Origin of the sequence: Clostridium uliginosum, assembly GCF_900112485.1 — a bacterium.
GTDB classification, from domain to species: Bacteria; Bacillota; Clostridia; order Clostridiales; family Clostridiaceae; genus Clostridium; species Clostridium uliginosum.
In genome coordinates, this window is sequence record NZ_FOMG01000001.1 from 310,773 (window position 1) to 337,748 (window position 26,976).

The 26,976-nt window shown below is 27.7% G+C and carries 27 protein-coding genes and 1 pseudogene; 6 read left to right on the forward strand and 22 right to left on the reverse strand.

Features of this window, described 5'->3' with window-relative positions; genetic code table 11:
• Nucleotides 1-12: 12 nt before the first annotated feature.
• From BM027_RS01430 to pseB, 4 genes are all read right to left on the reverse strand, one after another.
• Nucleotides 13-276: a hypothetical protein gene (locus BM027_RS01430; RefSeq protein ID WP_090088090.1), complete on the reverse strand. Its 264-nt coding sequence runs from the start codon at nt 274-276 to the stop codon at nt 13-15.
• 77 nt (nt 277-353) lie between these two features.
• Nucleotides 354-659 (reverse strand): hypothetical protein, encoded by a 306-nt coding sequence (locus BM027_RS01435; protein ID WP_090088093.1) that lies wholly within the window; start codon nt 657-659, stop codon nt 354-356.
• A 44-nt stretch (nt 660-703) separates the two neighbouring features.
• Nucleotides 704-1,018: a hypothetical protein gene (locus tag BM027_RS01440; RefSeq protein WP_090088095.1), complete on the reverse strand. Its 315-nt coding sequence runs from the start codon at nt 1,016-1,018 to the stop codon at nt 704-706.
• A 16-nt stretch (nt 1,019-1,034) separates the two neighbouring features.
• A complete protein-coding gene (pseB, locus tag BM027_RS01445; protein WP_090088097.1) occupies nt 1,035-2,033 on the reverse strand; it encodes a UDP-N-acetylglucosamine 4,6-dehydratase (inverting) in 999 nt (332 codons plus the stop codon).
• Nucleotides 2,034-2,462: 429 nt separating this feature from the next.
• Here pseB and BM027_RS01450 point away from each other — a divergent pair.
• Nucleotides 2,463-2,815 (forward strand): annotated as a pseudogene (locus tag BM027_RS01450) (SAF domain-containing protein); the annotation flags it as partial.
• 170 nt (nt 2,816-2,985) lie between these two features.
• On the opposite strand, the gene BM027_RS01455 reads toward BM027_RS01450, so the two are convergent.
• Nucleotides 2,986-3,759, reverse strand: coding sequence for a hypothetical protein (locus tag BM027_RS01455; RefSeq protein WP_090088099.1), 774 nt, complete (start codon nt 3,757-3,759; stop codon nt 2,986-2,988).
• Nucleotides 3,760-3,927: 168 nt separating this feature from the next.
• The gene (locus tag BM027_RS01460) at nt 3,928-4,554 is read right to left on the reverse strand and encodes an epoxyqueuosine reductase QueH (protein WP_090088168.1); all 627 of its coding nucleotides are present in this window, start codon (nt 4,552-4,554) and stop codon (nt 3,928-3,930) included.
• Between the two features lie 430 nt (nt 4,555-4,984).
• On the opposite strand from BM027_RS01460, the gene BM027_RS01465 reads away from it, so the two are divergent.
• A complete protein-coding gene (locus BM027_RS01465) occupies nt 4,985-5,392 on the forward strand; it encodes a secondary thiamine-phosphate synthase enzyme YjbQ (RefSeq protein ID WP_090088101.1) in 408 nt (135 codons plus the stop codon).
• A gap of 148 nt (nt 5,393-5,540) precedes the next feature.
• Here BM027_RS01465 and BM027_RS01470 read toward each other — a convergent pair whose 3' ends face one another.
• From BM027_RS01470 to BM027_RS01480, 3 genes are all read right to left on the reverse strand, one after another.
• Nucleotides 5,541-6,671, reverse strand: a complete 1,131-nt coding sequence (locus tag BM027_RS01470) for a glycerate kinase family protein (protein ID WP_090088102.1) — start codon at nt 6,669-6,671, stop codon at nt 5,541-5,543.
• 184 nt (nt 6,672-6,855) lie between these two features.
• The gene (locus tag BM027_RS01475) at nt 6,856-8,112 is read right to left on the reverse strand and encodes a GntP family permease (RefSeq protein WP_090088104.1); all 1,257 of its coding nucleotides are present in this window, start codon (nt 8,110-8,112) and stop codon (nt 6,856-6,858) included.
• A gap of 401 nt (nt 8,113-8,513) precedes the next feature.
• The gene (locus BM027_RS01480) at nt 8,514-9,578 is read right to left on the reverse strand and encodes a CdaR family transcriptional regulator (protein ID WP_090088106.1); all 1,065 of its coding nucleotides are present in this window, start codon (nt 9,576-9,578) and stop codon (nt 8,514-8,516) included.
• 203 nt (nt 9,579-9,781) lie between these two features.
• Between BM027_RS01480 and BM027_RS01485 the strand changes: the two genes are divergently transcribed.
• Both BM027_RS01485 and BM027_RS01490 read left to right on the forward strand, forming a co-directional pair.
• Complete coding sequence (locus BM027_RS01485; protein WP_090088108.1) at nt 9,782-10,771, forward strand: sulfide/dihydroorotate dehydrogenase-like FAD/NAD-binding protein; 990 nt, start codon at nt 9,782-9,784, stop codon at nt 10,769-10,771.
• Complete coding sequence (locus BM027_RS01490) at nt 10,768-12,045, forward strand: FAD-dependent oxidoreductase (RefSeq protein WP_090088110.1); 1,278 nt, start codon at nt 10,768-10,770, stop codon at nt 12,043-12,045. Before BM027_RS01485 ends, BM027_RS01490 begins: the two co-directional genes overlap by 4 nt.
• 717 nt (nt 12,046-12,762) lie before the next feature.
• Here BM027_RS01490 and BM027_RS01495 read toward each other — a convergent pair.
• Entirely contained in the window at nt 12,763-13,638 is an 876-nt protein-coding gene (locus BM027_RS01495) for a D-alanyl-D-alanine carboxypeptidase family protein (protein WP_090088112.1), read from the reverse strand.
• A gap of 215 nt (nt 13,639-13,853) precedes the next feature.
• On the opposite strand from BM027_RS01495, the gene BM027_RS01500 reads away from it, so the two are divergent.
• Both BM027_RS01500 and ytfJ read left to right on the forward strand, forming a co-directional pair.
• Nucleotides 13,854-14,411, forward strand: coding sequence for a DUF2953 domain-containing protein (locus tag BM027_RS01500; protein ID WP_090088115.1), 558 nt, complete (start codon nt 13,854-13,856; stop codon nt 14,409-14,411).
• 10 nt (nt 14,412-14,421) lie between these two features.
• The gene (gene ytfJ, locus BM027_RS01505) at nt 14,422-14,904 is read left to right on the forward strand and encodes a GerW family sporulation protein (protein WP_090088117.1); all 483 of its coding nucleotides are present in this window, start codon (nt 14,422-14,424) and stop codon (nt 14,902-14,904) included.
• A 441-nt stretch (nt 14,905-15,345) separates the two neighbouring features.
• Here ytfJ and scpB read toward each other — a convergent pair whose 3' ends face one another.
• From scpB to BM027_RS01565, 12 genes are all read right to left on the reverse strand, one after another.
• Nucleotides 15,346-15,951, reverse strand: a complete 606-nt coding sequence (scpB, locus tag BM027_RS01510) for an SMC-Scp complex subunit ScpB (protein WP_423230306.1) — start codon at nt 15,949-15,951, stop codon at nt 15,346-15,348.
• Nucleotides 15,938-16,690, reverse strand: a complete 753-nt coding sequence (locus BM027_RS01515; protein ID WP_090088121.1) for a segregation/condensation protein A — start codon at nt 16,688-16,690, stop codon at nt 15,938-15,940. The genes scpB and BM027_RS01515 overlap by 14 nt, the downstream gene beginning before the upstream one ends.
• A gap of 683 nt (nt 16,691-17,373) precedes the next feature.
• A complete protein-coding gene (locus tag BM027_RS01520; RefSeq protein ID WP_090088123.1) occupies nt 17,374-18,564 on the reverse strand; it encodes a D-alanyl-D-alanine carboxypeptidase family protein in 1,191 nt (396 codons plus the stop codon).
• Nucleotides 18,565-18,702: 138 nt separating this feature from the next.
• Nucleotides 18,703-19,581, reverse strand: coding sequence for a tyrosine-type recombinase/integrase (locus tag BM027_RS01525; protein ID WP_090088125.1), 879 nt, complete (start codon nt 19,579-19,581; stop codon nt 18,703-18,705).
• A gap of 166 nt (nt 19,582-19,747) precedes the next feature.
• Nucleotides 19,748-20,377 (reverse strand): stage II sporulation protein M, encoded by a 630-nt coding sequence (gene spoIIM, locus BM027_RS01530; RefSeq protein ID WP_090088128.1) that lies wholly within the window; start codon nt 20,375-20,377, stop codon nt 19,748-19,750.
• 259 nt (nt 20,378-20,636) lie between these two features.
• Nucleotides 20,637-21,062, reverse strand: a complete 426-nt coding sequence (locus BM027_RS01535) for a hypothetical protein (protein ID WP_090088130.1) — start codon at nt 21,060-21,062, stop codon at nt 20,637-20,639.
• A 277-nt stretch (nt 21,063-21,339) separates the two neighbouring features.
• Nucleotides 21,340-22,140 carry a metalloprotease family protein gene (locus BM027_RS01540; RefSeq protein WP_090088133.1) on the reverse strand — a complete coding sequence of 267 codons (801 nt, stop codon included), beginning with the start codon at nt 22,138-22,140 and terminating at the stop codon, nt 21,340-21,342.
• Nucleotides 22,141-22,263: 123 nt separating this feature from the next.
• Nucleotides 22,264-23,427, reverse strand: a complete 1,164-nt coding sequence (locus BM027_RS01545) for an iron-containing alcohol dehydrogenase (RefSeq protein ID WP_090088135.1) — start codon at nt 23,425-23,427, stop codon at nt 22,264-22,266.
• Between the two features lie 161 nt (nt 23,428-23,588).
• Nucleotides 23,589-24,143 (reverse strand): nitroreductase family protein, encoded by a 555-nt coding sequence (locus BM027_RS01550; protein WP_090088137.1) that lies wholly within the window; start codon nt 24,141-24,143, stop codon nt 23,589-23,591.
• Between the two features lie 104 nt (nt 24,144-24,247).
• Entirely contained in the window at nt 24,248-24,535 is a 288-nt protein-coding gene (locus BM027_RS01555) for a putative quinol monooxygenase (protein WP_090088139.1), read from the reverse strand.
• Nucleotides 24,536-25,040: 505 nt separating this feature from the next.
• Nucleotides 25,041-25,667 (reverse strand): DsbA family protein, encoded by a 627-nt coding sequence (locus BM027_RS01560; protein WP_090088141.1) that lies wholly within the window; start codon nt 25,665-25,667, stop codon nt 25,041-25,043.
• A 23-nt stretch (nt 25,668-25,690) separates the two neighbouring features.
• Nucleotides 25,691-26,326 carry an NAD(P)-dependent oxidoreductase gene (locus BM027_RS01565; RefSeq protein WP_090088143.1) on the reverse strand — a complete coding sequence of 212 codons (636 nt, stop codon included), beginning with the start codon at nt 26,324-26,326 and terminating at the stop codon, nt 25,691-25,693.
• Nucleotides 26,327-26,976: the final 650 nt, after the last annotated feature.

Sequence of the window (26,976 nt, forward strand, 5' to 3'; positions counted from 1 at the left end):
CTCCTTGTATAATTATAAATTCATATAACTTATCCCTTTAAGATTACAATCAAAAGCAGTTAATTTATAATATGCATTTCTATCTTTAACTTCTATTATAAAGTCACCTTTGATATCTGTAATTGCATAACCAATATAATACCTTTTATAACAATTTATTATTTTTTCTACAATTATAATTGCATTTGATACTAGTTCACCATCCGAATATTTAACTTTGCCTGTTAAATATAGTCTGTTAAATTTATTTTTGTATCCACATATATTAGAATACATAATCTACACTCCTAAAACTAATTAAAGAAGTAAGAGCATATTTAATACTCTTACCCCAATAAAGTTAAAATTTATTGTTAGTTAGGTGTATCATAATAATCAAATCTATATTTTGCTGTACCTAATAATGTTGGTAAGGATACTCCATATTCTCCACTAGCATCTGTAAAAGTAAGTCCTAGTGAGCTAGATGCACCACCAGTAGCTATTTTAATAACTTCTACAGCAGCAGATACCAATGCTACTCCTGCTGAATTTTTAACAAATCCTTTAAATAAAGATCTATACCATGATAATAAAGTTCCTAAAGTAGCGAGAGTTATTGCACCATCGTGCATACTACCGGCAGTAACTAGTACCTTTTTAGGTCTATAAGATGCCATAATATTATTTCCTCCTTTGTAATCAGATATATTATATAATATTCTTAAATGCTACAATTGCCACAAGTTAATGGATGGTATATTTCAAATATATAGTTGTTATATTTTTTGACATGTAATAATATGAAAAACTCTCCCTTATGATTAGTTGTAGTAAATCCAATTTCTCTTTTTATATGCTTTAATCCATAATAATACTCCTCATAAACCATTATTACAGCATTTTCTATTTTACTATTACTATCATCTTTTATAGATCCAATAATTAATGATTTGTTATCTCTTTCTATTACAATGTTTTTATTAACTACACGTTTATTAATAAAGTCACTTGGCTTAAATATAACTGAACTATTCATCTTATTTCTCCCTTAACTACAAATTTTTTAATGCTTTCTTTAATTCATATGCATTAAGCCACTTTGAATTAGTTGATGAATTATATTCAAATCCTTCTTGAACTGCTTTTCCAGTAGAAATTAGATATTTTTCACTATCCCACCAATCAAAATATGGATATATAATATAATGATTATTATATTCAAATGTATTCCTAGAATCATCTTTAGTTATCATTACTTCATGCAGTTTTTCTCCTTCCCTAATGCCCACATTTTCGAGTTCACATCCTTCTAACATTGCATTAGCCAAATCTGATATCTTAAATGATGGTATTTTAGATATATACGTTTCCCCACCTTTACTTTCTTTTAATGCCTTTAAAACTAAGTCTATTCCTTGGTCTAGGGTAATCCAAAATCTTGTCATTCTTTCATCAGTTATTGGTAACTTATTTTGTCCACTTTGAATTATATTTTTAAAAAACGGAATTACAGAACCTCTACTTCCTGCAACATTACCATATCTAACAATTGAAAATACTGTACCATTACCGCCTGAATATGAATTAGCTGAAATAAATAACTTATCCGAAACTAATTTAGTTCCTCCATATAAGTTAATTGGATTTACTGCCTTATCTGTTGATAATGCGATTACCTTATTAACTTTTTTATCTATAGCAGCATCTATTATATTTTGTGCCCCATAAATATTAGTTTTTATAGCCTCAAAAGGATTATACTCACAAGCTGGCACTTGCTTCATTGCTGCTGCATGAACAACATAATCAACATTTTCAAAAGCTCTATTTAATCTATCCTTATCTTTTACATCTCCTATAAAAAATCTTATCTTCTCTATACTTTGAGGAAATGTACTAATTATCTTTTTTTTCAATAAATCTTGTTTGTATTCATCTCTTGAATACACAATAATCTTTTTAGGATTATATTCTCTTAATAACCTAAAAATAAATTTTTCTCCAAATGAACCTGTTCCTCCAGTTATTAGCACAACTTTATCATTTAACATCTACATCTATTCGCCTCCTAGAGTTACTTTAGGAATATTTTTAAAAATCGCTTTGCTTTAAAACCGTGTTGATATTGTTATATAAAGCTCATGGACTGTGAAATTTATATAACAATATCAACACTCTGCTAAAACATAGCCTTAAAAATAGTAGACCAGTATGCTTGTCTATTATTTTCTTTCATGTCCCTTACTATTATCAGTAATATGATTTTTACTTACATATTGCTACAATAACCAACACTTAGACTCTAAATTAACATATTCTTTTAAAACACAAATCTGTATATTTTTTTAATTATTATTATATAAATAATAATTCTTTTACTTTTTAATAAATATGGATTTATTTATTCTGGTTAAATATATACATTAATTAATCTTTATCAAAATGCATACACTCCTTGGGAATGGCAATCTAAATTAAAAAAAGTAGCTGAAAAGCACATGACGCTTAAAATAACTGATGGAGGTGCCGATTCTAAATTTTCTATGGAACCTAAAGAATTTAAAGGAATGGTTTACAATATAAGGATTGTTGAAAAAGCTTTAGGCACTGTAAACTACGATCTGACTGAAAAACAGGTAAATTCAAGAGAACATTCAAGAAGTCTTTTCGTTGCAAAAGATATTAAAGAAGGCGAAATTTTCACAGAAGAAAATATTAAAAGTATAAGACCTGGTTTTGGTTTAGAAACAAAATATATTGAAAATGTTTTAGCAACTGTAGCAGTAAGGATATAAAAAAAGGAACCCCACTGACTTGGAATTTGTTGAAATAAAAAATACCTATTTTAGCAACTAGATAATATAGAAATTTTAAACGATTAAACTTTGAACATTCTCATATTATAGTTATTAAGCACTTAGTAATAAACACGCTGTCTCTAAAGATAATTACTTTGAGACAGCGTGTTTATGCACATTCTATTAATATTTTTTATCATATGTTTTAATCTATTAATTCTAAGACTGGTCTATAACCAACTGTTTTATAACTTACTTCTTTTTTTACATCGTTAAAATACGTATTAGAATAAAAACCTCTTATTACACATGAATTTTCACCCTTTTTATAGGTATTTTGTGTAAGACTACACATTTCATGCCAATGCCACAAATTATTATTTTCTCCATTTATCTTATCTATATTATTATTTTTGACCTTATCACTCTTATCATATTGGGTTGATATTGGAAGTCCTAAAATTTCATCTTCGTTTACTATATATTGGTTCCATTCATTATTCTCACTATCTTTCTTTTTGTCTCCACCTTTTAAAAGTCTTAACATATATTTTTTACCTTCAATCATAACGACTTTACCAAATACTAAATTTTGATTATTTAATTCATTCCAAGACATTCCTATTAAAATATTTCTATCACAAATTAAAAGTTTTTTATTATTTTCATTAATCTCTACCCAAGATAAATTATTAATATCATTTTTATCACTATCTTTTATTTCTATCTTTTGTCCAATATATTCATGAATATCTTCATAATTAGTAAAATTTTTTGGGCATTTTTGCTTTACTCCATTTAAATATAACGTACCAAGCTTTCTTATATTTCCTGTTTTATATATATCATTTTTTAACGCATCTATTTGTACTTGCTTATTCTTTTTTGATTTTTTCCCCATTACAGTACCACTTAGAACTGCTATTGCAGCAAATATGGCTCCTGTACCTATTAATGTATTCTTTTTTCTTTTGTCCATATGTTTTCCCTACCTTTTCTGTAATTATATTGTTTATATATTATACCCAATTATATATTAATTTAATATAGTTTGTTCTTTAGATTTTATAATTATATTTTAAACTACTTCTAGAGATGATAATACATATGACTATGTCATTTCATCGTAAATTTAATAACAATAAGATTATACCTTTTCCCTTTCATTTTTAGAAAATACACATCCACAATAATCCTGCCTATATAAGTTATACTCTTCAGAAAGCTCTATGGAACGCTTATATCCATTTTTCTTTTTAAAATCTGAATAAAGATATTTTATTCCATACTCATTGGATAACTTTTCTCCAATTTCATTTAATTTCTTTGCATTCTTATAAGGACTTATTGATAAAGTTGTTGTAAAATAATCATAATTTCCTTCTTTTGCAATAAGTGCTGCTTCACATAATCTCAATTCATAGCACTTAAAACATCTTTCTCCACCTTCTTTTTCTAATTCCAATCCTTTTGCTATATTATAAAAACTTTCGCTATCATATTTACCTTCAATAAACTTTACTTCATACTTAGTCTTAAGCTCTGAAATAAAAATCTTTTGTTCTTCAACTCTCTTTAAATATTCCTCTTTAGGATAAATATTAGGATTATAATAAAAAATAGTTATATTAAAATAATTAGATAAATACTCCAAAACATAACTACTACATGGGGCACAACAACTATGCAGTAACAGGTTTGGAGCTTCTTCATTTTTAATTAGCTTTTTTATTAAAGAATCAAGTTCTTTTTGATAATTTATATTTATATTCATATTTTCCATGTAACTCTCTTTTCTATTTTAAATTTCTAATTTTATGTATTATAAACATATAACTTCGTATTTTATTTTCTTATATATAAATTATATTTCTACATAAGAAAATAAAATCCTTCATAATTATCTAATTAGTATTAAACAAATTTTAAAATATGTTATGCATATGCACTAAACTATTTGGAATATATATACTAATATAAAACAATTTCTCAATTTTCATGTTATAATATATAGTATTTAAAGAAAATTTTACCTTATATTTAAGAAAATATTTTATTAAATACATATATTCTAATTAATTTAATTCATTATATTATTATTGTAATCATGCAATTTTGCTAAAATCAGATGATTAATCTTTGTTAGAATATATATTAATTATATTATCACTAATTAAGAAACTTTAACTAGGGAGGCTTTATTTATGGCAAATCTTTTTACTCATTCATTATCTATCAATCTTAGGCAAACCATGGTAGATATTACACACCACATAAAAAATGACATTGAAATTAGTAACATAAAAAATGGAATTGTATTAATTTATTCTCCTCATACTACTACTGGAATTACTATAAATGAAAATTCTGATCCTGATGTTGTGCTTGATTTAATCTATGGATTTGAAAAAGTCTATCCTACTGATGATCCTAATTACAGGAACTTTGAAAGAAACTCTCATTCCCATTTAAAATCATCTACCTTAGGAGCTTCTCAAACTCTTATTCTTAATGAAGGAAATTTAATTTTAGGGCAATGGCAAAATATATACTTCTGTGAATTTGATGGTGCTAAAAATAGAACTTTTTATGTCAAAATCTTAGAAGGATAAAAATAATAAAACAAAGCACTTGATCTAAATCAAGTGTTCTATCTGAATTGTAACTTTAATATAATACCTTAAATCAACTCATTGTGCTAGTTAAAATAGACCTATTTTAACCAGCACAACGCGTTAATTTACTATTATCTAATATAAACTAGTATAAATTAATAATTCTAACTACATTCTCGACGCATCTTTCCAAGTTATCTTTTCCAAGTTCTAAAGCTTCATCTAAACTAGTTACTCCTGTTAGAATCCCAAATATTGCATGTATTCCTTCTGGATATAAGTTTTCTACACCTTCACCTACTTTGCCAGCAAAAGCTAATACTTTAACATTTGCTTTTTTAGCAACTTTAGCCACTCCTATTGGAGTTTTTCCAAAGATAGTTTGAGCATCTATACTTCCTTCTCCTGTAAAAATATAATCTGCATCTTTAACTTTTTCTAGTAAATTAGTATGTTTTATAACAATCTCAATTCCTCTTTTTAGCTCTCCATTTAAGAATGCTAATAATGCTCCTCCAAGTCCACCTGCTGCACCTGCACCTTCAACATTTGCAATGTCTTTTCCTAAGCATTTTTTAATTACATTAGCATAGTGAACTAAGTTACTATCCAACGTCTTAACCATATCTTTTGTTGCTCCCTTTTGTGGTCCAAATATTGCTGATGCTCCTGTTTCTCCAATTAAAGGGTTAGTTACATCACAAGCAACTTCTATAGCTACATCCTTTAATCTACTATCTAAATTAGATAAATCTATATTTTCAATTTCAGCTAAAGCACCACCACCAAACTTAACTTCTTTTCCGTTCTTGTCTAATAGCTTTCCACCTAATGCCTGAATCATTCCAGCTCCTCCATCATTAGTAGCACTTCCTCCAATGCCTATAATAATGTGCTTAACTCCTTTATCTAATGCAGCCTTTATAAGTTCCCCAGTTCCATAAGTTGTTGTTATTAATGGGTTCCTTTCTTCTCTCTTAATTAGTTGTATTCCACTAGCTGTTGCCATTTCTATAACCCCTGTAGTCCTATTTCCAAGTATTCCGAAATAAGCTTTAACTTTATTTCCTAAAGGTCCAGTAACTTCTACATCATATATTTTTCCACTTGTTGATTCAACTAATGCATAAGCAGTTCCTTCACCACCATCGGCCATAGGAACTTTTATACACTCAGCGTTTGGTATAACCTTTTTTATTCCTCTCTCCATTGCATCACAAGCTTCCTTTGATGACATGCTTTCTTTAAATGAATCTGGTGCTAATACAAACTTCATATATACTTAACTCCTTTTTAACTGATTCTAAAAATTCATTTTATCTTAGGTATATTCAAAAAATGAGATTTTAGTTATCTCTAAATTATTGCTACTATAATTTTATTTGAAATCTATGTATTAAGGCATATGAAATAAAATAACGATTCGAATATGCCTAATATAGATTTTATTCTTTATATGACTAGAGTATTATTCCAAATATTATTGTTGATACTATAGTCATAACTAATCCAACTACAGCCTCAAATGGAATAATCTTCAATCTCTCCTTCATATCCATGTTTATACTACCGCCAGTTGCATGGAAAAAACTTCCGTGTGGTAAACTATCTAAAACAGTTGCTCCGGCATGCATCATAGCTGCTGTTGCTAATGCTGATATTCCAAGTTCCATTGCAGTTGCTCCAAAAACTGAACTTGCTACTGCTGAACCTGAAGTTGTAGATGCTGTTGCCGCTGCCATAAGTATTCCTGATACTGGTGCTAAAGCAAAACTTGGTAATCCTAATGTATTAATTCCTTGGATTATTACATCCTTTAATCCTGAATTTGATATTATCCCTGCAAGGGTTCCTGTTCCTATTAAAAGAATTGCAACTCCACTCATCTTTCCAAGTCCAAATGTTGCATACTCATTAACATGTTTAATTTTTCCCATAGCTAATGCTCCACATATTCCTCCAACTGGAAGTGCAATTAATGGATCTATCGCTATTCCAATTATTGGTCTTAACATAAGTAATACTATTGCTACTAATGGTCCAATAATTGCTGGTAAGAAATTAGGTTTTTCTTCTACTTCTTGTGTTAACTCATCTTCACTTACAAAGCTTCCTTTTTTCTTTAATTTACTTGCAATTATACAAGTAATAATAACTCCAAATATAGCAGGTACTATACCAGCTATCATAACATTAGTTAATGATATTCCTAAATTATCAGATACTGCAATAGTATTTGGATTTGGTGACATTATGTTACCTGCCTTACCTCCACCAATCATCGCTAATAGTATTGAGGTTTTACTTAAGTTTGCTCTACTTGCTATAGCTAAGGCTATTGGTGCAACCGTTATCACCGCTACGTCAATAAATACGCCAACCATTGTTAAAACCATAGTAGCTATTGTTAAAGCAATTAATGCCTTTGATTCACCAATCTTCTCTACAATAGTTTCTGCAATCTTTGCAGCTGCTCCTGATTTAATAAGTACTCCTGCTAAAACTCCTGCTGTAAGTATTCTAAGTATTGCTGGCATCATATTTTTAGCACCAGTCATCATTAGAGTTACTGTACCAGTTAATCCTGCTCCTCCTATAAGTCCTCCTACTAAAGCACCGATTATTAATCCATATGCTGGATGAACTTTTTTAATGATTAATACAATTGCAATAACTAGAGCAATTATTGCTCCTAAAGCTGTAACTGTAACTTCCATTTTTATATCTCTCCTTTATTAGTTAATTAATTTATCCGATAGCTAGCATCCGTAGCACTCCTACTTCTACAAGTGGGAGATAACGACTGTACGCTCCTGGATAACGATTTTTTAATTTCAGATGGAGTCAAAACCCCAACTGAGACTAAGGACTCTGTTTATAATTGCATTGTTAATACGTTTACTATTATTAATAACGTTTACTATTTTATATCATATTATGGATAAATTCATTATACTTAAAACAAATTTAATATCTATTTTTTTATGCATATGCACAATAGATATTGTTTTCATATTAGGTATCTGAAAAAAGTAACAGTTCAATTTGCAAGATATAATGAAATATTAACTAGTTATTTTTTGAAGATACCTTATTAAAATAGGATATAAACTAAATTCTATGAACTCAGTTTATATCCTATATATGCCGTGATTAATTGAAATAATTCTAAGTAATTATCAAATTTTAATCCTGTAATTTCTTCAATTTTATCTAATCTATAATTTAAAGTATTTCTATGTATATGTATTTTATTGGAAGCCTTTATTTTCTCACCATTCATATCCATATATACTAAAAATGTTTCTAAAAGCTCCATGCCTTTTCCTTCTTCTAAAATCTTTTCTATGACTTCTTTTCCTTTATCTTCATTTAAAAATAATTCAATATTTTTAAAGAATTTCACACTATCATAAGTATATATGTTTTTACCTTCATATAATTTACTTCCTATATTAAGTGCCTTTACACCATCAATCAATGAACTCATTATTATCTTATTAAATCTTCCAATCCCAATCTTCACTGATAATTTTTGTATTTTTTCTTCTAATCCAAAAATTCTTTTCATTGTAAATTTATTATAAATTAACAAAACTACAATTCTATTTGAAGATATATTAATGCTATACTCACCATCTTTTAGAATCTTATTAATTAAAATATTTACTTCTTTATATCTATCTTTTTCATACTGAATTACTGCTATAATTCTTTCTATCTTAACATCAATTCCCAATGAAGTTCCCCTTTGAATGAAATCTTCATGATATTCTATATTATTGTTTATCCATTCATATATAAACTCTTCTGTTAACTTTTGTTTTATAACATGCTCATTTAAAGCATACTCTTGACTTATTAATAATTCAGCTGTTACACTTACTAATTGTCCAAAAGGCCTCACCACATCAGGCAAACCAGTTATTCCAATAACTCCTACAACTTTATTTCTAAAAAATATTGGAGTATTAACTCCTGCTTTTGTATATTCATAATCTTCAAAAACTTCAGCAGTTTCCTTTGTTCTCAAAGCATCTAAAGCACCTTCATGTAAGCTTCCTACTCTTGATAAATCACCACTTCCAATAATAAATCCCTCATTATTCATTATATTAACGTTATATGGTATGACTTCCATCATCTTATTAACTATATTTTGAGCTAATTCTTTACTTAGCATAAAAATCCTCCTTAATGTAGATAAGGCATATTCAAAAAATAACAAGTAAATCAGCTAATCTATTTTAACTTGTTATTTTCTTTCACCTGCCTAACATTAAAAATTATATCACTTTAGCGAATTTTGTCACACTATATTTGTATCAAAATAATTCAAAAATTATAAATTATTATAGAGAAGCAATTTTATCTAAAGGAGAGAAAATGATAAAAGAAGCTATAGATTGCATAGATGCAGGAACTGAATATTGTCCATGTAAGTTAGCGGAATCTGGAGATTGTTTATTATGTTCGCAGTTACAAGGAGAATGTTTTTGTGATTGCTTAAATTGGAAGGGGGTTTGCATATATCAAGAATTATACAATAACGGCAATAAGGCTAAGGAAGGTAGAAAAAATTACACCTGTGTTGTTAAAGAAGTAACTAATTATAATGACGAAGTCGTTATGATTAAGTTTGAGGCTCCCCATAAATTAGCTATAGATTTAGTTAGACCTGGGAGCTATGTATTTGTTAGAACTGATGAAAATAATTATTTTGATATTCCTATTTCTATTATGAATTCAAATATAGAAAATAATATTATAACTATTTTAATTGAAATTAGAGGAATAAAGACTAAAAATATTCTTAATATAAAAGAAAAAGAAAACATAGTAATTAGAGGTCCTTATTGGAATGGAGTTTTTGGACTAAAAAATATAAATGCTCAAAAAGGAGGTAAATCATTAATACTTGCAAAAGGAATTGGTGTAGCTCCGATGATGCCAGTAATAAGAAAACTAATTGCACAAGATAACGATGTAAAAGTAGTAGTAGATAAAAATCCATTTGAAAATACTTTTGGAGAAGAATTTTTATCAGAATATTCATTAAAGGCAAATGAATATGATTTATTAGAACAAGGTAAACTTTCAGATCATTGTAAAGTTATTATAAAAGAAGCATTAAAGGAAGGTGTTAAATATATTCATATAGCTGGTGCGGATATTTTAACCTATAATGTTATTCAATATCTAGATAAATTAGACAGAAAGGATGTTTTATTATCTTGCTGTAATAATTTTAAAATGTGTTGTGGTGAAGGAGTTTGTGGTGCTTGTACAGCAAGATTTTCTGGTCATAGGGTAAAAAGATTTTGCAAAGAGCAGTCTAATCCAAGGAGTATATTTGAAGGGAGAAGATTTATATGAAGGTTGTTATTATTGGGGGAGGTTGGTCTGGATGCGCCGCAGCAATCAGTAGCCGTAAAGCTGGGGCAGAAGTTGTTATAATAGAAAAAACAGATCTTTTACTTGGATTAGGCAATGTTGGTGGAATAATGAGAAATAACGGAAGGTATACAGCTTCTGAAGAACTTATTGCTTTGGGTGGTGGTGATTTAATAAAAATTACTGATAAGATGGCAACTCATACAAATATTGATTTTCCAGGTCATAAGCATGCTACATTATATAATGTAAATACTATTGAAGGAGAGGTTAGAAGACATTTAGAATCACTAGGAATAAATATAATGATAGAAAGCAGGGTTAATGACGTTAACTTTGATGGTAAAAATATAAAAGGTGTTTACCTAAGTGACGATACTTACATTGAAGGAGATGTATTCATTGAGACTACTGGAACTACAGGTCCTATGGGTAATTGTTTGCGTTATGGGAATGGATGTTCAATGTGTATTTTAAGATGTCCTGCATTTGGACCTAGAATTAGTATAAGCGAAAGATGTGGTGTTTCTGATATTCAAGGTGAAAGAGATGATGATATACTTGGTGCATTTTCCGGTTCTTGCAAATTAGCAAAAGAAAGCTTATCAGAGGAAATAAAAAATCAATTAGATAACGAAGGTGTTGTAGTATTAAAGATTCCTGAAGAAGATGTTAATTATGGAAAACTTAGTACTAAGGTTTGCCAACAATATGCATTAAAAGAATTTGCTGAAAATATAGTTTTGCTAGATACTGGTCATGCTAAATTAATGACAACTTATTATCCTTTAAAAAAATTGAGAAAAATTAAAGGCTTAGAAAATGCCAAATATGTTGATCCATATGCTGGCAGTAAAGGTAACTCTATTAGATATCTATCAGTTGCACCTAGAACAAATGACTTGAAAGTTTGTGGCGTAGATAACTTGTTTTGTGCTGGAGAAAAAAGTGGCCTTTTTGTAGGACACACTGAAGCTATTTGTACTGGTAATTTAGCTGGTCATAATGCTGTGAGGTTAAAAATGGGTATGCCATTACTTATACTTCCTTCTTCTATTGCAGTTGGGGATATAATAAGTTTTGCAAATGAAAAAGCTAATACAAGAGAAGGCAGAAAAAATAGGTATACCTTTGCTGGAGCAGGTTACTTTAAGAGAATGCAAGAATTAGGTCTTTACACAACAAATATAACTGAAATAAATGAGAGAGTTAAAAAAGTTAATTTAGATAATATTTTCGAAGAAAAATTATGCTAAAAATTATATAAGGTATATGAAATAAAATAATGAGTTAAGACTCTAGATAATTTTGTGTTATCAACAGATTAGTTATTAAAATATTACTGGGAATTTTTATTTTCAGTAATATTTTTTTATATTTATTTAATACATATTATAAATTAATACTTATAATATAATTTTACAACTCTTTCTATGTGAACTCAAAAACAAGAGCTCTTACATTTCTCGTATTTTTGAATACAAAAAAACAAAGCTTTTATATAGAAACATAATCTAAAAATAACTGTTATAGTAAAAATATTTCTATTTTGACTATATGCAATACAGTATACTTTTTACTATGTATAACCATGTAAAAGCCTTATTATATATAAATATAAAGTTTTTTACTTATATGTCACTATCATATAAGACTTTGCTTATATGATCCAGTATGCTGAAACTTTTCAACATTATGTGTTTTCTTAATTCTTATTTATCTTACCATATGATACATAATATTTCAATATATTTTATAAAAATAGTTTTTACATGATTTATTTCATTATAAGCCCTCTAGTATATTCTATCAAGGAATGCTTTCGACATATTGATAAGTTTCTTTTTGCTAAAATAACAATAATGTTTATAATCTGCCATATAGTGCATTAAATCGAGAAAATCCCAAATATGTTGATTAATATGCTGGCAGTAAAGGCAAAAATAGGGAGCACTTTTATGTGCTCCCTATTTTTATTCTATAGATTGGGCGCCTACGAGTTCTTTAAAATTTTGATTTTCAAATGCAACTGTTTCTAAAACATGCTTATATATCTTTTGTGTTTGTTCCCATCTATCTGGGCAATTTAATACCACTATTATTATGTCCTTTCCTTGATTGTTTACAGAAGAAACTAAGCACTTACCTGCTCCTCCTGTATAACCTGTCTTTACTCCATTAGCTTCTGGTATAAGCCAAAGTATTTTATTTATGTTATTATAATCTCTTGTAAAATTATATTTATCTTTTGCAATTTGCTTTGATCCAACAACTTCTCTAAACAAATCATAATTCATACCTTTAGAAGTTAATATTGCTAAATCATATGCTGATGAATAATGTGAATTGCTATCTAGTCCATGTGGAGATTCAAAGTGAGAATCTAATATTCCTATCCCTTTTGCATAATGATTCATTATTTCAGCAAATCCTTCTACTGATCCACCTAATGCTTCTGCTATAGCTATTGCCGCATCATTTCCAGATTTAAACATTAGTCCAAAGACAAGTTCTTTTAAAGTAATTTCTTCTCCTGCCTTATACCCTACTTTAGAGCCTCTAACGCCTGAAGACTTTTTACTTATAGTAACTTTCTTATCTAAGTCACCTTGTTCAATAGCAATAATTGCTGTAAGTATTTTTGTTGTACTTGCCATTGGCACTATCTCATATCCATTTTGTTCAAAAAGCACTTCACCAGAATCCCTATCTAAAGCAATTGCACATCTTGCGTTAACTCTAAAATTATTTTTTATTCCACTATCTGCTTGAACCGTTTTTGAGAAAATTTCAAGCAATATAATACTTATTAATATTACTAATATATTGTTTTTAATAATTTTTCTCATAACACTCACCTTCTTATATTACTATTTGCCGACGCAGTATGACGCAAAATAGACAAGCATACTGGTCTATTATTTTTTTCAATGTGCCTTAATTACTATTCATTCGTAGTTTTCCTTTAAACTTAAATTTTAAACCTATACTTCTAAAAAACTTAGTTTTATTTTTGGATAATTTGGCAATACTTATAAAACGTATAAAAATTGGAGGTATCTTTATGAAATTATTTCCTATTTTCTTAATAATTTTCCTGATAATTTTAATAATTATTTTAATACCTTTCCCATTAAAAATTAGTATTTACTTTTCTAATGAAGATTATTATATAAAATTATATAAATTTGTAATAGTGTCAAAAGAAAAATCAAAAAATGAATCACTTAAAAAAAAGGGAAAAAAAGAAAATCAGAAAAACCCTTTATTCAATACCTTTAAAAAATTAAATAAGAAATATTTGATTAATAAGCTGTATCATACAAAATTCAAACCATGGATTAACTTAAAAGGGCAATTAGATTATTCTCTTGGAGATGCTGCTCATACAGCAGTTTCATACGGAGTATTATCTCAATTGTGTCCTTTAATATATTTAATTTTTAATATTCTATTCAAATCTCATAAATTTAAATTTAACATGAATCCAATATTTAAAGATGAAATTTTAGTAAAATTTGAAATTTCAAGTATAATATTCTTTTCAATTGCAAACATTATAAATATATTAATCATTGTATGTAAATGCATGATTTATTCAAAGGAGGTGGACCCTTTATAAGGGTAATATTATGGCAAGTGAACAACCAGTTGAAAATTTAATGAGAAGTACAATGGAAAATCTTAGAGACATGATTGATGTGAATACAGTAGTTGGTGATGCTGTAGAAACAAAAGATGGAACTTATATCATACCTGTTTCAAAATTAAGCTTTGGTTTTGCATCAGGTGGTACAGAATATTCTACTTTAGATCAGCATTTAGATAGCAATTCAAAAATTCCTTTTGGTGGAGGATCTGGTGCTGGAGTTTCTGTTAAACCAGTTGCTTTTTTAGTTGTTAAAGAAGATGGTATAAGAATGCTTCCAGTAGATCAAAATTGTACTTATGATAGAATTGTTGATACTGTTCCTCAAATTATAGATATGGCAAAAGATTTAATAAAAGATATGGAAAAAAAGAATAAAAAAGATAAATGTGGTAATAATACTAATGTCGATGTTGATATCACTACGGAATGTAATCCTTCCTCTAGTGATACTCAAAACGATTAAAGAATAACTCCTAATTTTTTAATTTCATACACATTAACATTAATAGGTGTGCTGATTAATTTCAGCACACCTATTTTTATGATTGACTTTGTTTTAATGTAGTGTTGATATTGTTACATTTTTGTGAAGTGTGCATTAGAATTCGACTTTTAGAACTCTTAAGTGAGAGTCCAAAAGTAAATGTCCAAATTTTACATTTGGAAACATGAACTTTCCCTGTGGGCATTTTATATTTGGTATTTCGAACTTACTCAGCGAATGAATATGAGTCGAGTTTCCTTGAGTATTGTCACATTAGTTGCTTGTCCAAAACTTGTTTTTGGAACAAGCTGGAATGGGACTATACTCATTTAGATGTTCTTAAGTTCAATTCTTTAGCATGCTGAACAATATGTAACAATATCAACACGGTTTTAAAACATAGCTTTATAATTTAATAACCTAACTTAATTCATCTTGTAATACATCTTCAGTATATTCATTATCATCTTCTCCAAAAAAATCTAGTAATGGAAGTTGTTTTAAATCTTCAATTCCAAATTGTCTTAAAAATTCTTCTGTGGTTCCATATAATATAGGCCTTCCTGGAACTTCTAACCTTCCAACTTCCTTAACAAGATTTCTTTCTATCAACTTTTGAATAGCACTTTCAGACTTAACTCCTCTTATTTCATCAATATCAATTCTTGTTATTGGTTGTTGATATGATATAATAGCTATACTCTCTAATGAAGCTTGTGACAAGGATTGTCTTTTACTTTTCTTTAAAAGTTTTTGTATATAATCACTATTTTCATCTTTGGTAACTAATTGATATGCTTTCTTTATGAAAATAAGCTTTATACCTCTTTCTTGTTTTTCATACTCATCTATCATATCTTGTATGGTTGCTTCAACAATTTTAGATTCTTCTTTAAGATAAGTTGACAAATCCTTTAAACTTAAAGGCTCTCCACTTGCAAATAATAATGCTTCAATTCCTGATTTTAAAGACTTTTTCTTAAAATCTTCTACAAATTGTATTTGTAATCCATTATTCTTGTCCATCATCTTCTCTCCTCTCAATTACTATATTGTCGAAATTATCACTTTGATAAACTTTAACTACCTTTTGCTTAACCATCTCAAGTAATGCTAAAAAGCTCACAATACATTCTAATTTGCATTCACAATATTTCATTATATCTGAGAATCTATTAATTTTATTTTCCTTTAGCATAGCTAAAATATATTCTAGCTTGTCCTCAACTTTGTATTTATCTACAAATATTTTCTTTTGAATTATATTGTTTTTATTTTGCTTATTATTATAAATTTCCAAAAGGTTATTATACATGTTGTATAAATCTAAAAGTGTTATATTTTTAAACAAATCCTCTTTAATTTGAGTATCTTTAATTTCTTCTATTATTTCAGGTTTTTTAGTGTATAATTCTCCAGAATTAATGTATTTTTCTTTAAAAAACTCTGCTGCTTTCTTAATCTTTTTATATACTATAAGTTTTTCAAGAAGATCTTTTTCTTGATCTTCCTCTTCTTCCTCATCTTTTTTTACTTTTGGTAACAACTGTTTAGATTTTATTTCAATTAAAGTAGCCGCCACTACAATAAATTCAGAAGTTATTTCTAAATCCATCACCTTCATATTATCAAGGTGTTTTAAATATTGATTTGTTATCTTTGATATTTCCACATTATAAATATCCATTTGATTTTTTTTAATTAGATGGAGTAATAAATCAAATGGTCCTTCAAAATCTTTAATTTTAATATTAGGGAAATCCATATATTTCACCCACCTTTTTACAGTATGGATATCTGTTATTTTAATTCTCTCTTTTACATAATAACAATTTTACAAGTTTTAAACAACATTTTGAATCAAACTATATATTAAATGTCCTAAATTTGATTTAATCACGAAAAAAGTATGGCACAAAATAGACTATACTATACTATTTACTATTAATTTTTTGAAATACTTAAAAACATTTTTAAGTATACAAGGCTCTGTTTTAGAATAGTGTTGATATTGTTATATTTTTGTAAAGTGGACATTGAAATTTGACTTTTAGAATTCTTAAGTGAGAGTCCAAATTTTATATTTGGTGTCTCAAACTTTCTCTGTGAGCATTTTACATTTGGTATCTCAAACTTACTCAGCGAACGAATGTGAGTCGAGTTTCCTTGAGTGTTGTCACCTTTTCTGCTTGTCCAAAGCTTGACTTTGGAGCAAGCTAAAAGTGGACTATACTCATTTAGATATCCTTAAGTTCAATTTCTTAGTTCACTTTACAATATATAACAATATCAACACGGTTTTAAAACATAGTCTTTAGATAAAACAAAAATAAAGGTTATAGTAACAAAATCACTATAACCTCTTTCATATGACTTAGAGCATATTCAAAAAAATAACAAGTCTGTTTTCTAATATATTTGACTTGTTATTTTTTTTCATATACCTAACTAAATACCTTTTTCAAACAAATTTTTAATATTATATTTGATATTATCAAATATGTTTCCTTTCTTAATATCTCTATCAGAATATATATCTACTTCTCCTACCTTTTCTTCTCCTAAGTAAACTTCACATTTACCAACAATTTCACCATTCTTATATTCTGGCTTTAATTCATCAATTATTATTTTCTTTTCTAATTCTCCACTACTTCCCTTAGGTAATATAGCTGTCAAATCATCTTTTGCTTTAGCCATGAAGAATCTATCTGTTTGTTTATCCATAAGAACTTTTTCTACATCTTCGTCCTTAGATAATACTTTTTTGCCTTGATACTTTGAAAAACCATGATTTAATAATATTCCGGCATCTCTATTTCTTGTTTTGTAAGTTGGAGCACCCATAATTACTGTTAACATTCTTACTCCATTTCTAGTTGCAGTAGCTGAAATACAATACTTTGCTTCATTAGTAAAACCTGTTTTTAACCCGTCACAGCCTTCAAAAAATCTAACTAATTTATTATGATTTACTAATTCAATGGGAGATTTTCTTCCTTCTGAAATAGAATCCATATAAGTCCCTGTGTATTTCAGTATTGTTGGATGCTTTAATAATTCTCTAGACATTATTGCTATATCACGAGCTGTTGATAAATGCCCCTCTGCTGGTAACCCATTACAATTTTTGAATGTTGTATTGGTCATTCCAAGCTCTTGTGCTCTTTTATTCATTGATACAACAAAATCTGCTTCTGTTCCTCCAATATATTCACTCATAGCAACAGAAGCATCATTTCCTGAAGCTATAGCTATTCCCTTTAGCAGTTCAGCCACAGTTCTTATTTCACCCGTATCTAATAACATTGTACTTCCGCCCATTTTTTTTGCATTTTCACTACAGGTTACCTTATCATCTAATGTAATCTTTCCACTATCTACTGACTCCATAGCAAGTAGCATTGTCATAATCTTAGTTACAGATGCTGGGGCAAATTTTTCATCTGGATTTTTTTCATAAATAACTTTGCCTGTACTTGGTTCAATTAATAAAGCTGATTTAGCCTCAATTTGCATTCCCTCAGCTTTAACTCCGTCCTCCATTACAGTTGCATTTACAGAATTAAGAGGCATTAATAATACTGTAAAAATTAAGATTAAAGCAAAAGATATTACTCTTTTAATATTATTTTTCATCAATCTTCCTCCTTTCTGAATTAGTATTACCAAAAGGAGAAATAATATTATAATAAAATCTAAAATAACCAAAGATTTGACAAATTTTTTTATTTATTCTTATAAGTTATTAAATACTTAATTGGGATTTTTTAACTATTAAGCTCTTGGATGGGTATTCATATATATATAATTTATCTTGTCATTGTTTATTATTTCGTAATAAGTATCCATATATGTTAATACTTGATTTCCAAGTAGCTTTTGTACTGCTCTTACATTTGCACCATTTTGAAGCAAATGAACTGCAAAGGAATGTCTAAAAGTATTTAAATTTACATCCTTATCTATTTTTGCTTTTTTAGCATATTCTTTAACTATTCTCCAAATACCCTGCCTTGTTAATTTATTACCATTTAAATTAACAAATAGGTTTGGTACCCCACATTCTGCAATTTTATATCTTATACTTAAGTACTCATTTAAAGCTCTACATGCACTTCTTCCTATTGGTATTAATCGTTCAAAGTTTCTACTGTCAGTACATCTTACAAAATGCAGTTCAAGATTTATATCATCTACATTTAAATATATAAGTTCAGACACTTTCATTCCAGTAGCATACATTAATTCTAATAATGCATTATCACGAATTCCTTTCGGACAATCCTTTTCAACTATTCTAATTATATTATCTACTTCTTCAACAGTTAAAATTTGAGGTAACTTCCTATTGTTTTTTGAACTTTTATATTCTATCTTTGGTATCTCTTTAATTAAAGACTCATTTTTTAAATAAGAGTAAAAGCTTCTAAGACTTATAACTATTCTATTTATAGATCTTTCTGATTTTCCATTTTCTAATAGGTATTGTATATATCCCATAACTGTTAAGTTATCACTTGTATATATGTCTATTTCCTTTTTCTTTAGAAACTTAAGATACAGTGTCACATCTGTTACATAAGCATATATAGTGTTTTCACTTTTCCCACTATTAAACAAATATTCTTTATAGTTGCTTACATTATCTATCATTACTCTCTCCTATACCATTAATTATGATTATTATTCGACAAAATTGCCTTTTTTCCTCTTTTATAATCTATATCTTAAGTTTATATCTTTTTATACATTCATTTACTTCTAGGCATATTCAGAAAAATAATAAATCAGTATGTTAATATATTTTCTTTCATATGTCTTAATAAAATTTAGTAACTACAAATTTTATTAAATTAGGGGATACATAAGTTTCTATTAATATTCCTATTGTAAAAACAGCTAAAATTATAATTAATTTATTTCCTATAAGATTTAAAAATGGATCTTTGACATTAGTTCTTTTAAAAAATTTCCCTTTAAATCGTTGTGTAGAGAAAGATAAAGCTATAACACTTAATGCTATAAAACAAGGAATATATATTAAATTTTGAGGAATTACAGAAACTAATGCTAGTCCTATACCCTTTCCTTCAAATGTTGTCATTATAAAAGAAAATGTATAACCTAATGTAAATCCTTTTAACATATCTAAAATTAATATGAATGGCATACCAAAAAAGGTCAATCCAAATATAAATATTGGTATAATTATTAACATATTTTTCTTTATAACATTAAATAACAAATTTCCATAATCAATAGGCGTGTCCCCTATAGAAGATGTAAAACCTGAAAAATAACTTATTAAATCATTTCTATTTGATTCATTCATGTATTTAACTGCATACAGTCCAAATGATATCCCTAAACAGAACATAATTAACACCATAAAAAAATATACTTTTTTATCCCTAAAGGTTTGGTTTAGCTTATTTATTATAAAATTCATCTCTTATTCCTCCTTAAGTTACTCTACCTTATACTATGTTTCATATTTCCAAATTATTCATAGCACTTAACATTATCTATGTTGATTAAGGCATCTTCAATCTAGCTGTTAAAATTGCTATATACTTCATGGATACTTACATAAAGCATATTCAAAAAAATGAAGCTATTATTAATTTATACAAAAAAGAGATGACTTTTATGCAGTCATCTCTAACTTTTTTTATTTTTATCTCTATTTTGATATAGTTTTGATCTTTTTATTCCCAACCAAGAACAAATGCTTTATCATTTATTCTAATTGACTTTCCATTATTCTTTTCTATTAAAATCTCTTCTATATCATTTGTTTTTTTCTCTGTTATGTTTTTTATTCCAGATGCTATACCTACACGTTCAAATCCATCATACCAAATCACATTATCCTTATCTATTGTGATCTTGTCTCTAATTTTTTTGTATTTAAATATGCTTGCTGCAATTCCGCCTATACAAATTTTATTTGCAATGTCATTAATAATATTATCTATAGTATTTGCTATATTAGTAGCCCAATTACATTCTTCTTTTACACGATATAAATCTTTTATTGCTTTAACACCTTCATCTAGTGTAAAGTGTTCTTTTTCTTCAAATTCCTTAATCATTGCTCTACATATTTCCTCAACATATTTCCCATTATCCATAATATATCGCTCCTCTTCATATTTGATTTATCTTTTTATCAGATACTCAATTAGGCATATTCAAAAAAATAACAAGTCAAATTATACTTTGTAGGTATGATTAGTATATTCATATGGTAATGCTTTCTATTTAGTGTGTCAATATTCTTTTTTATTATTCTTGCCTACTAAAATTATAAGCTAACAACAAATGAATAAGTTAAAAAAGTAAATGCACTAGTTCAAGAATCTTAATTCCATCTACTAGTGCATTAAATATTATTTTTTTGAATGTACCTTAATTCTTTATTAATGATAGCAGTAAACTTATTATATAAGTTATACTTGAAAAAATCAGCGATACTATCAGAAATCCTATTAGTACAATGTTATATTTCAATATACTTTCAGCAATAACAAATTTTGAAAAGCCAAGCACATTAAGAACTAATATTATTAGGAATATTATAAATAATCCCTTAGAAGCCCCTTTAATATCCGCAGAGCTTAACGATATATGTGATGAAATACATATAGCTAAAAATAAAAACAATATAAAATATGGATTAGCAAAGTTCTTAATTGAAAAAATTATTTTTATTAAATTAATATAAGAATCCAATATTCCCATTAAAGCAACATCATTTATTTTAGTTATGTGTAAATTATTCATAGATATAGTTATAAATTCAATATATGTCTTAGGAATTATGGTGTACATTAAAGCAATTATAACGGAAATTCCTCCGAATATAGGTGCAATACCTATAAAAAAATTACCTATTTGTTGATATATACTATTAGGATTATAACCATGATTTACATATCCAAGCACACCATTTTCATCTCTCTTTTGTATTAGTACGATTTTGTTAATTTTATGTCCAAATAAAACACAGAAGATAGCATGAGAAATTTCATGTATAGGCACACCTATAATAGCGGTAATCGCAACAGCCTTCCATGCGAAACTTTTTTGAAAATTTTCTATTGAACGATTTCTTAAAAATCCAAGAATAAATCCTACAAGAATTATCATTCCTGTAATATATAGTGTATCTACCAATGTCTTAATTATTAAGTTTATTAAATAATTCATTTAATTGCCCTTTCAAATTCTTTCGTACTTCTATTTTTTATAAATTTCTTTTGTTTTTAAAGGGATATCCATGCTTTATAAGACTCCTAAAAGCAAAACTATATCCCTATAAATCATATCCTGTTATAGAGCAGCTCTATATATTTTTAATACATCCTGTGCAGCTAAAGGCTTGAAATTTCCAAGATTTCCTCTTACAGTAGCTTGTTTGGCCATCTTTTCTAATTTTTCTTCCCCAATTCCAACTTCACTTAATGAAGAAGGTATTCCTAATAACACAAAATACTCTCTTGTTCTTTTAATAGCATTATGAGCAATTTCATATTTATCACCACTAGGATCAAGACCCCAAACATTAACTCCATATTCAACAAAATTGTTTACTGTATTATCATTTAGTGCATATTCCATCCAATGTGGAGTTAAAATTGCAAGGCCAACTCCATGGGTAATATCATAAAATGCACTTAATTCATGCTCCATTGCATGAACACTCCACTCTGTTTCTTTTCCATAACTTAAAAGATTATTTATAGCAAGACTTGAAGCCCACATTAAATTTGCTCTTGCTTCATAGTTTTCAGGCTCATCAATAGCTTTTTTACCATAATTTATACAAGTTTTAAGAAGGGCTTCTGCCATTCTATTTTGTAAATAAGCTTCTTTAGTATTACTAAAATATACTTCAAAAATATGACTCATTATATCTGCTGTACCTGCTGCTGTTTGATTTTTAGGTACTGTAAATGTATAAGTTGGATCTAATATTGAAAATTTTGGAGCCATATCTTTATGAACAGTTGCTAATTTTTCACTGGTTTCTAAATTTGTAATTACTGCTCCTGCATCCATTTCAGAACCTGTAGCAGCTAATGTTAGTATACTTGCAATTGGAAGAACTTTATTTATTTTACTTGAATCTACAACTATATCCCATGCATCTCCATCATAGTAATATCCTGCTCCTATGACCTTTGCACAGTCAATTGTACTTCCTCCCCCTACAGCAAGTATAAGTTCTATTTTATTATCTTTGCATATTTCAATTCCTTTTCTTACACTTGATACTCTTGGATTAGGCTCTACTCCTGATAATTCCCAATAACTAATTTCATTATTTTTGAAGATATTTGTAATCTTATCATATAATCCACTTTTCTTTATGCTTCCTCCCCCATAAACAAGTAATACCTTAGTTCCATAATTCTTCACATTCTCTGCAAGTACATCTATTTTATCTCTTCCAAAAAATATTTTTGTTGGTATTGAATAATCAAAATTTAACATTTTATACTCTCCTTCTAATATCATGTGTAGCATACGCTAAACTTATTGTACTTTTAAAAATAAGGCTATGTTTTAAAACCGTGTTGATATTAAAACATAGCGAAATATAAAGTCATCTGTTTAACATTATACTATAATAACATCGTTCATTTAAATATAAATTATCTAATATAGTTTATAACATCTCTATTTCTTTTTGATATTCCTAAAATATTGTCATTAGTTTTGTATCCTATTGCTACAGCATAAAATGGCTTATATCCATTAGGCAATTCTAATTTTTTTACCTCATCATTAAGTGTAAAGAAAAACCTAACAAGTCCTATCCACACTGCTCCTAATCCAATGCTTTCACAAGCTATCAGCATATTTTCTATTGCTGCTGAACAATCAACTAAAGACGAGCTAACCTCTTCCTCCCCTGAAACCATTATTACAGTAGGTGCATTATAAAATATATTTGTAGAACTTTTCCCAATATTTACTATACGTTCATTGTCATTTTGAATCATTACTTCTTTTGACTTATCACTTATAAAATTAATCATTTCTTTATCCTGTATTACTGTAAAATGCCATGGTTGTAAATTGTTTGCACTTGGTGCTTGTATACCAGCATCTAATATTGTTTGTAATTCTTCTTCCCCTATTTGTTCATCTTTATATTTTCTTGTACTTCTTCTATTTCTTATTGCTTTAAGTACTTCGTTTTCCATATTATTACACTCCTTTATTAATTAGTTAATTTACTTTTTTTTTAAACTTATGGACTAAATCATTGACTGCTTTAATTAAACAGGCAATATACTTTCATAAGGTTTTAAAACATTTTTTTGCAAATACTCATTTCTGGCTTCTTATCCATGTACTCATTCATTTGTGGGACTATCCTTTTAAAGTGCTCTGAAGACATATGATTATTTAAATCTTCTATTGTTTCCCATTCTTCTATCATTATTAATACATTTGGATTTTTCTCATCTTGGTACATTTCATACTTTATACAATCGTCTTTTTCTACTGTTGTTTCTACTAATTCCTTTGCTAATTCTAAAATTTTATCAATTTTATCTTCTTTGGCAAAATTTTTTGCTATAACCTTTATCATATAATTCCACTCCTTTTATAATTTATCCTATTATTTTTATGTTAAACTCCTATAATTTCTTTAACTCTAGGAACTTCATTTTTTAATATTTGTTCAATCAAAATTTTAATAGTCCTTATGCACTTGGACAATTGCCATATATGCCCTGAAGCTGAACTCTTACAACTCCTGGTTATTAACAAACAACTTATCTTATAACTATTTTCAACACTTTTTACAAAATACCACCGCATTTATTTATCACATTCTACATGCTATGATTTTACTATAATATTCACTTTATTCAAGTACGCACTTTTTTAGCACATAGTTACCAAAATGATACTAAAGGTAATTTTTATTCAAAAGATCATGATATTAAATTGTAAAATTTAATTTATAATAAAAGTAAGATGTCAACATAAAAGTACATGAAGTATTTCATCTAATTACTTCATGTACTTTTTCTATTTTACAATTATTTGTTATATTTATATCTTCACTTGTACCATATCAAATAATAGCTTTATAAAGAAGATAAGATTTTATCTAATTCTTCAAACTTCTTATAGCCTTGTGAGATTACTCTTGATTTATCTCCTTCTACTGCAACAATTGTTGGAAAACTCATTGCCCCAATTAATGTAACCATATTAAAATATTTAAAAGTCTCTTCTGTTAAGGCTTCTGATAAAAATTCTTTTTCAAACTCTTCTTTAGATATATCAAAGCTTTCAGCTATTTGAATATATGTTTCTAAATTATTAGTATCCTTTCCTTCTACGAAAAAGGCTTCTTGAATCTTCTTAAGAAAGCTAAAAGCTACATCCTTTTTCAATCTTTGAATTAAAACTACTGCTTTTGCTCCTGGAAAACTATCTAAAACCATATCAGTATTTTCTAATATATTTTTATTAAATCCTTCTCCAAATTTTTTACCTGTTAATTGTTCTATTCTTGTATTATGGCTTTTTATATAATCACCTAAACTATCATTAATAATTTTAGAATCATCACCTATCCACATTCCTCCAGGTAAAATGTTAAAATCATAAACTTCCTTGTACTTTTCTTGTATTTTAGTTATAACATCGCTAAAACCATAGCACCAACCACACATAGTATCCATAATGTAATATATTTTTGTTTTCATATTTTTCTATCCCTTCAATTAAATTAATAGCCTACTGTAAATCTTCTGCGAGAGAACTTAGGCTTTTCAACTTCCTCTAGCATTGCAAACGCAAAATCTTCAAATGAAATATGGCTAACACCTTTTTCATCTATTACTAGATTATCTTCACCAACACGATAAACTCCTGTCCTTTTTCCTGGTTCAATAAATGCAGCAGGACTTAAATTGGTCCAATTAAGCTTTTCTTCTTGTTTATACTGTTCTAATGCATCACCATGAGCTAATGCAATTGGTTTCCAATCAGAAGGGAAATCCTTTGTTTCAACTAGCTTCACATCTCCTTCCACAAGAAGGCTTCCAGCTCCTCCCATTGATAGCAGACGAGGTACACTGGCCTTCTTTACAGCATTTATTAAGCTTTTAGTAGCATCTACTAAACTTTTTTCCTCCCCATGTTTTGGACCAAAGGCACTAATAACTATATCATTTCCTTCAATAGCCTTTGATATGTTTTCTTCATCAAATATATTTCCTTCAACAAGCTTTAAATTAACTTGCTCTTTTTTAATTTTTGATAAATCATGAACTATTCCTGTTACTGTATGTCCTCTTAATAATGCTTCTTTTAAAATAACCCTTCCCACATTTCCATTTGCTCCAATTAATGCTATTTTCATAAATAATCATCCTTTCAATATGAATTTATTTTCTCGGAGTTGTAACTTTAGAGGTTACAACAAATATAAAAAAATAATAGTATATCAGGTGTAACCTTACTAGTTACATCACTGTTAAAAATTTAAAAACAAATCCTATTTAATCTTTTACCGTAGCTCTTCAACAACATCTTCTATTGTAATATTCTTTAATATATAAGTTCCAATAAAGTTTGTTCATTAATATAAATTTTAGAACACTTATAAATACTATGATTTAACTACTATAGTGAGGAACTTATATAGAAAATTTATGATATATATGCTTCTAACTAGATATTGCTAATTAAAGATATAATTTTCTATAAAAATTATATAAAAGATTATAAATGTATTAACTTAATTAGAACATATATATATATATAATTTACGTTTTTCCATAGATAACATTGATAATATGTGAACTGCTACAGAAAATCTACTACTTATTTTCATATTTAATTTCTCCTGTTGTAACCATTATAGTTACAACAGGAGAAGTTGTCAATATACTTTAGTAAAATTTTTATTATGCATCTATAATAGTGCATTTTTACTTGAATAATTTTACAGTTGAATAAACAAAGAGATTCCTAAGCTATTTTTAAGTACTCAAAAATTTTTGCTACCGG